The sequence below is a fragment of the Lactiplantibacillus pingfangensis genome (genome assembly GCF_005404945.1).
Lineage (GTDB): Bacteria > Bacillota > Bacilli > Lactobacillales > Lactobacillaceae > Lactiplantibacillus > Lactiplantibacillus pingfangensis.
In genome coordinates this window covers 1-12,509 of sequence record NZ_BJDG01000014.1, presented here as the reverse complement: position 1 = coordinate 12,509, position 12,509 = coordinate 1, and the positions used below count along the sequence as shown (strand labels likewise).

Here is a 12,509-nt window from a genome sequence, read left to right as displayed (position 1 = left end):
CTCCTAGGCTTGATGACCACCAACGAGCTTGGAACGTTCAATCGCGGTACCGGCCGCAGTCTTACTGTAACCACGGACGATGGCGCGATAACCATAGCGACTCCGAATCTGATCAATCGTGTGCTCTAGTTGTAAATTGGCCTCTGTCTGCCGTTGACTACTGAATAACGACAATTGTAGACTATTAGGCTTACTGATCCGGTTAACCCGCACGCCCAAATTACGCAAAGCATTGCCCTGCCATCGTTTTTCAAATAAATATTGGACCGCCCGAATGAGGTCATTGGTCTGATTAGTTGGATCAATTTTAGTCTGTGCCCCCCAACCATGGCGATTCGCACTATCAGCTTCTGAGAATCCCACTTGGACACTAATGACTTCGCCTAACACGTCATGTTGCCGCAAGCGCGTGGCGACTTGATCACAAATCTCAAATAAAACCGTTTCAATTTCCGAGCGCGTTGTATAATCACGCATTAAAACCTGACTATTGCCGTAACCTTTGTTTTCAGCTCGTGGCACATAGCGTTTAGCTAAATCAGAATAGTCGATTCCCCAACTATGAAAATAAAGGGCGTCGCCTAAGATGCCAAACTTTTTATGCAACGCTTTACGATCAAATTGGGCTAACTCACCAATATTATGAATGCCAAGCTGTTCTAACTTATCGGCAGTTTTGTTGCCAATTGACCAAAAAGCGGTCAGCGGTGCAATCTGCCAAACTTTCGTCCTCACATCTTTATAGGACCATTCAGCCTGCCAAGGCGATTGTTCCTTAGCCTCATTATCTAAAGCCAGCTTTGCCATCAACGGATTCGGTCCAATGCCAACCGTTGTCACAATTCCGGTTTCATTGAAGACCTTTTTTTGAATCTGCGTGGCAATCTCACGGTTCGACCCGAACAGGCGATGGCTATGCGTGACATCAATAAAGGCTTCATCAATACTATAAACATACCAGTGTTGGTCATCCGTGAACTGTCGAAAAATCTGATTAATTCGATAGTTCAATTCAATATAATCACGCATATGTGGTGCAACTAGCTCAATGTCCATATCGGGCTTAACTTCATATTTTCGAGTACCAAGTTTAACTTGGTAGTCATGCTTGGTGTCAGGAGAGGCCGCCAAAATCAACCCACCTTGTGACTCAGAGCGAGACAAAACGGCAATTTTCGAGGCTAATGGATATTCGCCTCGTCGGATTGCTTCGGTACTGGCAAAAAAGGATTTACAGTCGATACACATAATATCGCGTTCTGGTAACCGACTTTCATCATCTAGTGGTGTCATCACGCCAACACCTCTTCTCATTAGGCCGCAAGCCAACTAGTCCTATCAGACACATAACGACCGCAGCTAATTGAAAATCATCACGATACGACAACAAAAGCCATCTCTGCTGACTACCCCAGGCATAATACTCGGTTTTTGGTAGACTTAATCGTGCCGTCATGATCACCACCTTCAGTCTCTATTATACGAACATACGTTCTATTTATCAAGATGCTTTTTGAAAAAATTGAAAATTAAAAGCAATGCCTGACAGCACTACTTTCTTTAAACCTAATTTTTCAAAAAATTAACCAGCAACTGATCTACTTTTTTATTATCATGTAAGCGACTGTGTTGCGCATTGGCGCCAATAATTTTCTGTTCCTGATACGATTTGGCTCTTTTGGAAATAAGATAGCGTAGCGACTTGGAAGAAGCATTGCTGACCGACCCATCTGAGTGCGATCCATCATTCTTGTCACCATAAATGTTTAGCACGGCGATTTGATTTTTGGGATAAGTCCGACGCAACTTTAACAACGCTCGATAATCAGACTGCATTTTTTCGGGCTTACCTTCACGCGTTAATTTCATTTGGTTGGGCTCGTCACCCATTCCTAAAATGCCGTTAAAATGGCCCGCAATATCAACCTGCTTTTTCAATTTAGGCAACGTTGATTGATTCTCAAGTAAATAGAACATGATAGCCATATTTCCCATTGAATGGCCGACCATGTTAAAAGTCTTAATGTGATAAGTTTGCTGTAACTTAACTACCGTCGCTTTTGCCCACTGTCCCCATTGGCGTGAATTTGAATTGCGATTATCTTGAAAGTCTACTTCCACAATCGGGTGATCATCATTCTTCTGAAATTGACCAGACAAGGTGACTTTTCCTTGTTTTGAGACAGTTGCCCGAGTAATTGTTTTCGTCATCCCAGCTGCGACTAACGATTGAGCCATCTGTTGTTCAGCATGATAGCTACTACCCCAGCCATGGAAAAATAACGTTGGCTGATACTTGCTAACCGTAGACGACTCAGCAACTGGTTTGGCAGAACTAACCGTTTTTCCAGTCTTACCACAAGCTGCCAATCCTAAACAGAGTAAGCCAATTCCTAAAACGACCATTAATCTTTTCTTCATAGTCTTCCCCTAAACCCATATCTTTATTTTAATGACTCGCAGTGGCGTCATCTGCCCACCACTTTTCAGTAGTTAAACCCTCAACATAGCGAATTTCATCAAGGTGAAAAAACTTAATACTATCATTAGCTAATTGTAGGTAAATTTGATCACCTTGATAGCCAGCCACGGTTCCGCGATATTCAGCAGTAAAGCAATTATTTTCTAGTGTATCACTTTGAATCAAAACCGTTTGTCCAGACTCCCACGCCGACTGTAAGTTCGCACTAACCTCATTAGCTGGCATCTCAGGCTTAACTTCACGCGGTTGCGCCTGTTGACTTTCACCTTCCATATAGGCACTATGATCACTCAATATCCAGCCCATCCACTTAATCATGCCACGATCATCATAAAGCCACTTTTCTCGCGGGACAATGCGTTCCATTAAAATCACCGACCTTTTAACTTCATTATACGAACGCATGTTCTAATTTGCAAGTGACTTTTTAACTTAGTACGTGATACCGAAATCGGCTGACCGAATTCTTCAAAATTGACTATTATCAATTTTTATTCACTCCTCCAGTGATAAACTAACTTTGTTGTTAAGTCATTTAAGTTTCTTAGCTCAGTGAACAATGCTAAACTGACACTACTTAACGTCTATTTGAAAGGAAGTTTATCCCCATGCCATTAATGCGAATTGATATGACTCGTGGCCGTAGCAAGGCCGAAATCAGAACCATCCTAGATATCTCCTATAAAGTTGCGACCGAAGAATTACACTTACTCCCACGTGACCGTTACCAAATTGTCACCCAACATGATCCTGAAGAAATGATTATTGAAGACGTTGGCTTAGGCTTTAACCGAACCGATAAGTTTCTGATGTTCAGTTTGACTTCTAGTCCTCGCGCAGAGGCTGACAAAGAACGATTTTACGCCCGTTTGGTGAAAGAATTGGCTGCCAATACTGATGTGACCCCAGAAGACGTGATGATCAACATCGTTGGTAACGACAAGTCCGACTGGAGCTTTGGCAACGGTGAAGCCCAATTTATGAACGGTAAGTTAGACTAATCTTGAGATCAAAAGAGTGTTCACCACAGCGGGTTGCTTCCGAGCATAGCCTAGTCACCAGTATCATGCGTATTTGGCATGGTGCTGGTGACGTAGCTAAGCGGAGGACGCAGCTGTGGTGAGCACGTTTCGAGGATAAATATTCGGAATTACAAAAGGAGTCTGAGGTTTTGTCCAGACTCCTTTTTTGATTACTCAAATTTGACTAACTTAATGTTTACGCACAATCCCGATTGCGCTCAACAACGCCATCAACCCTACCCCAGCTAATGCGAGCCAAGACGTTGCGGTTTCAGCTGTTTGTGGTAACCGTTGTTGTTCAGCTTGTGATTTTGCAGCAACTGACATCGTCTGCCGATTAGTGGCACGTAACTTATTCGGTTGTCCTGCAGCAGGTTGAACTGTCCCCACTTCAACTGATTGGCCAGTCTTAGTTGCCTTAACAACGGCAGGTGATAAAGCCGTCGTTTTAGTCACTTGCGTTGTTTCCGCTTGGTCCTTTGGTGTCCCCGGATCAACCACGTCGTCATCGGTTGACGTTGACGTCGCCTTATTTTGCGTATAGGTCACCGTCATCTCAATATCTTGACTGGTTGGCGTAATACCATCAACAGCGGCAACGCTGCTTGGTTTAGCAATATAATTGGTAATTGTTGGTGAAACCTGCGCGTCAAACTGAGCCGTAGTTGACGTCCAGTTATGCCAAGTAACCGTGTTAGTCACCTGATCTTGACTACCAGTTCGGTCAAAAGTAATCGTGACCTGCTTATCTGGTGCCGCCTGCGTCCCATCTTCATAAACGTAATGAATCGTTTCGGTAACTACCTTCTGATCACTAACCGTAGTCGTCCCATGCTTAAAATGCACAGTATAAGGTTCTGGCATTTCAGTATAGGTTGCACCAGCACTAGGATACTCATCACTGACTAACAAATAGCCTTGTTTGAGATAACCTCGGATCGTGGTGGCCGTGGCATAATCACTCTGAACTCCTTGCTCTCCCGTCGCTGTCTGAATAGTCAAAACCGTTCCAGTTGTATCATCCACGTAATTGACTTGAATAATGCCTTGCGCTCTAACTCTAGGTTCTGCAAAATACAAGTTAACCGTTTGTGGGTCAGCGCTGTAAGTCAATTTCAAATCGGACACGCTGGCACCAACATAGTGATAGTCTTTAATAGTCGTCAAGGGCGTTAGATCTTCAGTCTCACCAATGGTTTTATTAGCGCCTAAAACCGTTTGGGTCTGAATCACTTGCCCAGTCTGCCGATCCACAAAATTGACCGTAATCGACGGTGACGTTTGCCAGTTTGTTGGGCGAAAAATCATCGCATCGGTCATCAATTGAAGCCCGTTATAACCAGCATAATATTTACTAGTGTAATAATTTGTATCAGCTGAATGGCCTAAATAGCCCCACTGACCATGATAAAAAGTTGGTGCATTTTCCACTGGTGCAGCGATATAGAACTGATTATTGCCGAGATATTGTGCCGGCGTCCAGGTCACAGATGTAATATTTCCGGCGTCATCATAAGTATACACTGGCGTGATCACGTTAGATTGATCATAAGCGACATGTAAGATCTCACCATTGATACCAAGCTGTTCATCCGCAGTATAAGTGAGCGGTTGCCCAGCCACAATATTAATTGGCTTGTAATTAATGGCAGCTTGTCCGACAGCAAATATCCGCATATCAGTCGTGATGTTAATGCCTGACAAAACGGAAAAATCGGTCAAGGCGTTATCGGCCAATTGGACCATCTTCCAGCTTTTCACTTGATTATTACTCATTGCGATAATCGTTGGTGCCAATTGTTTTAACTGCGCATTCGTTAACCCATAATTGGCATTGGTAGCCGCGTGATAATTCGCAGTAATATTATAATCAGGTTGCAGATTATAATATCTTAATTTATCGACGTTTAACTTTGTTAATGGCGTCACATCTACCATTGCAAAAAATTGTGTGTACAGACCGAGTTCATTAAATTGCACATTTTCCAATGGCGTTAAATCAAAGCCACTAGCTCGTAAATCTGCTTGTCCCTGTGGATTTGCCAAATAAACATACAAGTTTAAATTTTTGGTCACTGGTAAATTCTCAAAGGCTGCCATGCCAGTCAAACTGGTCACGACAATGGGCTTACTCTCAGTCCCAATGGCAACCGTTTGACCAGTATAATTTCGAATGGCGCCGACAGTAATATCTGCATTCGCCGCAAGCTTTAGACTAGTACGGACTTGGGCTGCAAGGTTGCTATCCGTAAAATTAACGACTTGATCATCTGTCACCGTGGCTGGTTGCATCGCCGCACGACTAGCCACTTTATTCATTGAAACTGCTGCTACGACCGGTTTGGGACTTGTGGCCCCGGCAGCTTGTGACGGCTGATTGTTGACAGCTGACTGCGTTGTATCAGTCGCTGGTGACTGTTCATTCTGCTGAGTCGTCGCGGCAGCCGGTGCTTGTGATTGTTGTGATCCGACTTGACTAGTCGCAGAATCGGCACTAGCGGCATTAGCCGATGTTTGGCTAGTGGCGGCGCCTTGTTGACTGACCTCACTCGTGGCTTGTGATGAACTTGGCTGAGCAGGACTAGTTTCAGTTACTGCGGCTGACGTCCCTGCAATCACAGCAGTTTTCTCCGTTAAAACGTGATTCGCTTGAGTTGTGGTTTCAATTGACTCACTAGAACTTGTCGCTACCGTGTCAGCATGAGCAACTCGTCCCAATACAAATGGACCAGCTAAAGTTAACACTAATGTGCTGATATACAACCAACTATGTCCCACTGTTTGTGTGAGCGCCTTTTGTTTATTTTGATTCATGCAAACATCCCCCGATAACTTCAACAAAATTATAATCATTTATTTTGACATTAATTAACCCTATTAACATTATACGACTTTAGTTAAGCGGGGTCACTATTAAGATTAGCAAATGTCAAACATTTTAAATTAATTTGCTGAATCGAGGACATGATTCAAGCGGCTAAACTAGCTTACTGTTGCGATTGAAGGCGATTCTTCAGTTCTAAATTAAGCCCCCAAAAACGCAAACATTATTATAGCCGCAAAAGATATTTCTAAATTAAGCTTATGATAAAGGCTACGAAGTCAGAATCATTGTGCACCGGTGGGACACGCCTACCTAAGAGACGGGCGACGACTTTGATTCATTGCCGGTAGCCTCCATGTCTTTAGTTCTAACTTAAAAAATACCCCATAAGTGCTAGGCTACTCTGCCTAACACTTATGGGGCTGTCATTATCTTGCAGACTTATTGCAACGTCACGCCAGTAATTTTTGCTAATTGTGCTAACAACGCCGTTTGTAGCGTCACATCATCGCCACGTCGATCATAATGTGCAGGACGCAAATGGTGATAATAGTTACCATTCACCTTGGCATCTGCTAATGTCGCCAACCAGACTTGCGTTGTATAACCAAGCGTCAAGTCATCACTGGCTGCTGAGCCACCCATTCGAGTCGGCACCCAGCCGGGATCAACACTTGTGCTCACAACGGTCGGCCACAGTCGTGCGATGGCTTTCGACAAAATTAACACTTGTAATTTTGAACTTGAATAGTCGGTTTTAGTGGTCAGATGAGCCAAGTCCAACTGACTGCCAACATGCATTCCCGATGACAGATAAATTAATCGCTGCGGTCGTTGAACCAAAGCGGTTAGCATATAGGGGGCCAAAACATTCACTTGGAACGTCAACTGTGGCTCTTGCGTATAGACTCCTGCATTGTGGATAATTGTGTCAAAGGGTCCCAAGTTGTTGATTTGCTTAGCCAAATCTACTACCGCCGACGTTGACGCCAAATCCCCAACCACGACAGCACTCGCTTGGGGAAGTTCCTGTTTGACCGCTGTAGCTCGCTTCTGGTTACGGGCATGACACACAACGTCATTCCCTGCAGCAACTAAAGCTTTGGCTGTTAATAGGCCTAACCCCGTCGTCGAACCAGTGATTAAAATTTTTGCCATTCGACTCATCCTTTCTTAATAAGATCAGTCTATGCCCCTCGGGTTGGACTAAGGCAACCAATTAGTAGCTCAGTATTCCCGATCAAGCTTGGTACGGTGTTGACGTTCTAACTCGCGCAATTCATTTTCAGTCGTCACCATGTGATCATCGTAATGACTTAATTTATAATTCAGATGATCAATCGCCGCTTGCAGATCATCACGTTTCTCTGTCATCGCTGCCAACTGTTCTTTTAGTAGCGCCTTTTGTTCCTTAGTGTTGTCTTCCTGGGCATCAAATAATTGAATATAACGCCGGAGATTTTCAATACTCATCCCAGCCGCTCGCATTTGTGTGACAAATCGAATCCGCCGCAAAATCCGCGCATCAATATCGCGATTACCAACTTCTGTCCGATCAATCGCTGGAATCAACGACTCTTTTTCATAGTAGCGAATCGCCGCCGAAGAGACCCCGGTCTGTTCACTAGCTTCTTTAATGTTCATTTCATCAAACCTCCATTAATAAACGGGCCGCGTCTCACCTTGTGTGGCAGGATCAGCAATGCCAATACTCTCACGCTGATAGGTTTCAGGACTCGCAATCAGTTGTAAGACAACATCGGCGATACTTTGCCGCGAACCGGAAACACCTTCGTATGGCTGATTTTGCGTGGTCACACTGTATTTAATTTCATTACGATCGTTTAACCAAGGTAATCGTAAAGTTGTATAGTCTAAATCTGATGCCGCCAGTAACTCATCTGAGTGACGCGCACTCGTCATACCGCTGCCAATTGACTCGGCATTCCAACGACCAAATTCCCCTGAAACTTCATGATAAAGGCCTAGCACATTCGTAAATAAGACGCGTTCAACATGATTAGCTTGCATAGCAGCAATCACGTTTTTGGTTAACCGATTTTGGCTATCATGATCGACAACGGCGACGAAAACAATATCTTGCCCAGCCACAGCGTTATTGACAGCTTGCGGATCGGTTAGATCACCATCAATTAACGTCACCCGCTCATTTCCAGCAAGGTCTGCTAACCGAGCCGTATTGCGCAAAAACAAGGTTAAGTCGACGTCCTTGAAACGTGGTTCCGTCAAAAGCCGTTGTTCAACCAGGCGTGCAATTTGACCGTTAGCTGCCAAAATTAAAACTTTTTTCATTTCAATTACCTCTAATTTCTATTTGATAACCCTAGCATAGCCCCTTGCAGTAACTTCAAGGCAAGCTTTTAACTTAATTAAATTTTTTCCACCATGTTTTTAACCTAGTTTCGGCTTGCGCAAGTTGATCACCGCTCAACCCAATGCCCGGTTTAAAACTAGCATTGGTTAACAAGTTTTGAAAATCTGCTTCATAGTCACCCGCGGTACCGGCATCCGTGTAAAACGGCACAACCGTCCCTTGATAACTTCCTAGTTGAGACAAGAAAGTCCGAACTGGTGTTGACACTTTGCCTGACCAGACTGGCCCACCAACAAAAATAGTTTGATAGTCCGCTAAGGCCGGTAACTCATTTGTTAATGCCGGCAACTGATCACTCGCCAATTGTTGCGTCGCAATTTTAGACGTCGCAAACATATCCGTTGAAAACGTATCATCAGCAACGGTTAAGTCAATCAGATCAGTAGCGCTCACTTTTTGTAACGCCTTGGCCATTGTGGCGGTATGACCGGACCACGAGTAATCAACAATTAAACTTTTAGATGTCATTAATAAACCCCTCTTTTTTTAACTTATCCACAGCTTACCCCTTCAAGTGAACTTCAAGGCAAGCAAAAAGCGACGTCCCTTTTGACAGGTAACGCCGCTAATGACCTAGTCACCCACTGGATGATAACTGTCATGATCAACCATGGCATTCATTGTTGCCATATCCTGATCGTCAATTTCAAAATCAAGTTGCGCATTAGCCTCAACGTGTGCCATTGCCCGCGCTTTTGGTAGTGGTGCGACGCCATTTTGAATAATAAAGCGTAACGCCAATTGTGGCAAGGAAACTTGATACTTGTCAGCTAAGGCTTTCAAGCTCGCATTAGATAACAGACCACCGGTAGCAAGTGGTGAATATGCTTGAACCACAATCTGGTTAGCTTCCGCCGTCTGCACAATCGTTTCCTGCGTGTGGCCGACATAGTATTGAATCTGATCAACGGCTGGTTTGACCGTTAAGCCATCCCAAGTTAATAAGTTTTCCAAATCAGCTGAGTTAAAGTTAGACACCCCAACCGACTTAGCCCGGCCACTCTTGTAGATGTCTTGCATCGCACGCCAAACATCCCGGTTTTCGGCATCATGATTCGTGCCCATTTGTGCCCAAGGCCATGGCGCATGGATAATATATGAATCAACATAATCCAAATTTAATGCCGCCAAGCTACTGTTAAAGTCAGCCATCGCAGCATCATAGCTCTTCGATTCAGCTGGTAACTTCGTTTGCACAAAAATATCTTCCCGGGGCACGACTGAATCGTGTAAGGCCTCGCCAACACTCTTTTCATTGCGATAGGCTTTGGCTGTATCAATAAACCGATAACCAGCTTTTAACGCGTTGCTAACGGCATCGTATGTTTCTTGACCAGGCTTAGTTTGCCAAGTCCCAAACCCAACTTTGGGCATCTTCAAACCATTATTTAACGTAAATGTCTCTGTAATTGTTGCCATTTGATCACTCCTAAACTGATTGATTGAAATTAGCTTAATCCCTTCCACCCACTATAAGGCAAGTGGAATGTTTGATTAAAAATGAATAAATTTCAAAACTAAGACAAAATACACTAATACGGCGATACCAACGCCTAGCGTATACAATAATGCCAACCATTGCCCTTTTGCCGTTCGACCAGTCGGGCCAAAACATAACGCGACACCACCACATAAGACACTCAAAGTTCCGAGTTCCAGCCCCCAATTATGGTTAAACATCATGACAAAGGGGCCAATTACGGCGGCGACAATCGCCACCCACTTAGCAACGACTAAGACCGTTCGGCCAACTTTTTTATCATAAGCATCATATTTCTCTTTTGCCATTTTGATTACTCCTCAATCAATTAATTAATTTGTGCGTACAAATCTTCTTAATCTAGTATGCCGTAGATTGATCAATTGTTCAAGAAGGCGCTTACTTTTATCAACAAAAAAGAATCCCCGTTTCCATTCGAGGATTCTCACTTAATTCCACTAAGTCTAACACTTAGTAGCTTTTACAGTCTTTATCATAAATCTTAAAGTCCACTTTAAGTCAAGGAATTAATTATAAGTTGAAGACACAACTTCCCAAGCATCAGCGCCTTTAGCCGTATCCTGCTTTTCGAGTTGGCCATTGGCGTTCACTCGAAAGAGCCCAGCGAGATGAGAAACTTGATCATTACTCGTTTCACGCACTTCAATATAAATTAACCCATCTGATTTTTTCGTTTGATTAAACCCAATATTTGCTTTAGTCGTTTGCGTCCCTTGATATTCAGGGGCAAGTTGTTGCCAGACCCAGTCATTAATCTGATCCGCGGTTAACGTCTGGCTAGTCGCCGTGGCGCTAGTGTTGGCCGCCGATCCGGTAGTCGTCGTACTGCTAGTTGCTGATTTGCCAGTCGCTTGGGACTGGCTAGTTCCTGTCGCGGCACGACTGGTTGTCGAAGTTGCTGATTGTCCTTTAGAACTGGAAGTCGCAGCCGCGCTTGTACCAACCGTTTGTGACTTCGCCGCATGACTCGTCACTTTCTTAGTTGCCACGGCGCTAGTTTCAGTGGTCGCCACTGGGGTTGAACTTTGAGACCCGCTTGGCCAAAGCCAATAGCCGCCCCCCAAGACTGCTACGCCAACCAATACAGATGTACTAATCATTAATTTCTTCATTATGACTCAACTCCCCAAAATTATTATGCTAACTCTTGAGACAAGAATACCTTAAGTTGAGTGAATTTACCAACCTTTTTCTGGATTAAACACAATCTTAACATTTCTAAAAAAAACGAGCCAACTGTATAAATACAGTTAACTCGTTTTAGTCACGGCACTGGTAAACCAGCGGGGGTGACGCTCCACAACGTCATTGACCCAAACATTCCGAAATTCGTCGGAAAAACATGTCCCGCTATCAATATTAGTCACAAGCCGCTCGCGCGGAACCATCATCACTGATGATCTGACTTAATCGACTCATCGCATCAACTACCCTACCATCTTTCGACACGCGTTGCAAGTTTTACTTGTCATTATTCTTGGCGCAACTCCTAAAAAATGGTATATTAAGTCGGTATCTTAGGAGGAATTTATCATTATGACATGGCTCATCATTGCTTGGACGGTTCTCTTGCGTCCACTGAGTTACTTAGTTACCATAACCAACCAAATTGGGGGTTGGTCCTATGGTCTGCTCTTCATGATTATCTTTTTGGAATCGGCGTTTCTGGCGTTTGCCTTTTTGCCAGGACAATCCTTATTATTTTTGAGTAGCTCAATTGCTGCTAATGCGAATTCCAAATTAAATATTTGGCTATTATTACTTATTTTCATCTCTTCGGCAACGAGTGGCGCCATGCTAAAATATTTACTGACCCGTCGGATGGATCATCAACACCACCGCTTAGAACGTGAATTGAATTCTGCCAAATTGGACGCCACCCGAGCCCTATTTGATGAACACGAAAAGCCGTCCATGTTATGGGGCCGCTTCATTCCATTCATCGGGTTATTTATCCCAGTAATTGCGGGCACAACCGCCATGGATTGGCGCCATTTCCAAATTTGGAACTTCATGGGCGTCTTGATTTGGGTCGGAAGTTGCTGTTTCTTCGGCTATTACTTTGGTGATTGGCCATTCGTTGAGAACAACTTTACTTGGATTATGCTGGCGCTAATTTTCATTCCGATATTGGGGCGCTACGCTTATCAAGCACTCAAACGACACCATCTTGCCACAAATTAAAAAGCCATCACGACTGATTGGGCGCTTAAAGTGAACCCCCAAGGTTGGACAGAAAAATCCAATTTTGGGGGTTTCATTTATGAGTAAATTTAATTTCGATT

At 43.9% G+C, this 12,509-nt stretch carries 13 protein-coding genes; 2 read left to right on the top strand and 11 right to left on the bottom strand.

Going from position 1 to position 12,509, the window contains the following annotated elements; genetic code table 11:
• Positions 1–3: 3 nt before the first annotated feature.
• From FFM74_RS07810 to FFM74_RS13760, 3 genes are all read right to left on the bottom strand, one after another.
• Entirely contained in the window at positions 4–1,296 is a 1,293-nt protein-coding gene (locus FFM74_RS07810) for a Y-family DNA polymerase (protein WP_137626070.1), read from the bottom strand.
• A gap of 270 nt (positions 1,297–1,566) precedes the next feature.
• A complete protein-coding gene (locus tag FFM74_RS07805; protein ID WP_137626069.1) occupies positions 1,567–2,421 on the bottom strand; it encodes an alpha/beta hydrolase in 855 nt (284 codons plus the stop codon).
• Positions 2,422–2,449: 28 nt separating this feature from the next.
• Positions 2,450–2,848: a DNA-directed RNA polymerase subunit beta gene (locus FFM74_RS13760; protein WP_223877195.1), complete on the bottom strand. Its 399-nt coding sequence runs from the start codon at positions 2,846–2,848 to the stop codon at positions 2,450–2,452.
• 242 nt (positions 2,849–3,090) lie between these two features.
• On the opposite strand from FFM74_RS13760, the gene FFM74_RS07795 reads away from it, so the two are divergent.
• Entirely contained in the window at positions 3,091–3,483 is a 393-nt protein-coding gene (locus FFM74_RS07795) for a tautomerase family protein (RefSeq protein WP_137626068.1), read from the top strand.
• Positions 3,484–3,693: 210 nt separating this feature from the next.
• On the opposite strand, the gene FFM74_RS07790 is transcribed toward FFM74_RS07795, so the two are convergent.
• The 8 genes from FFM74_RS07790 to FFM74_RS07755 form a co-directional block, all read right to left on the bottom strand.
• On the bottom strand, positions 3,694–6,318 hold the full coding sequence (locus FFM74_RS07790; RefSeq protein WP_171000683.1) for a mucin-binding protein: 2,625 nt from the start codon (positions 6,316–6,318) through the stop codon (positions 3,694–3,696).
• A 451-nt stretch (positions 6,319–6,769) separates the two neighbouring features.
• Positions 6,770–7,486, bottom strand: a complete 717-nt coding sequence (locus tag FFM74_RS07785; RefSeq protein ID WP_137626066.1) for an SDR family NAD(P)-dependent oxidoreductase — start codon at positions 7,484–7,486, stop codon at positions 6,770–6,772.
• A gap of 69 nt (positions 7,487–7,555) precedes the next feature.
• The gene (locus FFM74_RS07780) at positions 7,556–7,972 is read right to left on the bottom strand and encodes a MerR family transcriptional regulator (protein ID WP_137626065.1); all 417 of its coding nucleotides are present in this window, start codon (positions 7,970–7,972) and stop codon (positions 7,556–7,558) included.
• A 15-nt stretch (positions 7,973–7,987) separates the two neighbouring features.
• Positions 7,988–8,641, bottom strand: coding sequence for an NAD(P)H-binding protein (locus FFM74_RS07775; RefSeq protein WP_137626064.1), 654 nt, complete (start codon positions 8,639–8,641; stop codon positions 7,988–7,990).
• A gap of 73 nt (positions 8,642–8,714) precedes the next feature.
• Positions 8,715–9,191: a flavodoxin gene (locus FFM74_RS07770; RefSeq protein WP_137626063.1), complete on the bottom strand. Its 477-nt coding sequence runs from the start codon at positions 9,189–9,191 to the stop codon at positions 8,715–8,717.
• A gap of 105 nt (positions 9,192–9,296) precedes the next feature.
• Positions 9,297–10,142, bottom strand: a complete 846-nt coding sequence (locus FFM74_RS07765; protein WP_137626062.1) for an aldo/keto reductase family protein — start codon at positions 10,140–10,142, stop codon at positions 9,297–9,299.
• Positions 10,143–10,217: 75 nt separating this feature from the next.
• Positions 10,218–10,511, bottom strand: a complete 294-nt coding sequence (locus tag FFM74_RS07760) for a hypothetical protein (RefSeq protein ID WP_137626061.1) — start codon at positions 10,509–10,511, stop codon at positions 10,218–10,220.
• Between the two features lie 219 nt (positions 10,512–10,730).
• The gene (locus FFM74_RS07755) at positions 10,731–11,336 is read right to left on the bottom strand and encodes a hypothetical protein (RefSeq protein WP_137626060.1); all 606 of its coding nucleotides are present in this window, start codon (positions 11,334–11,336) and stop codon (positions 10,731–10,733) included.
• 424 nt (positions 11,337–11,760) lie between these two features.
• On the opposite strand from FFM74_RS07755, the gene FFM74_RS07750 reads away from it, so the two are divergent.
• Positions 11,761–12,408: a DedA family protein gene (locus tag FFM74_RS07750; RefSeq protein WP_137626059.1), complete on the top strand. Its 648-nt coding sequence runs from the start codon at positions 11,761–11,763 to the stop codon at positions 12,406–12,408.
• The last annotated feature ends 101 nt before the right edge of the window (positions 12,409–12,509 follow it).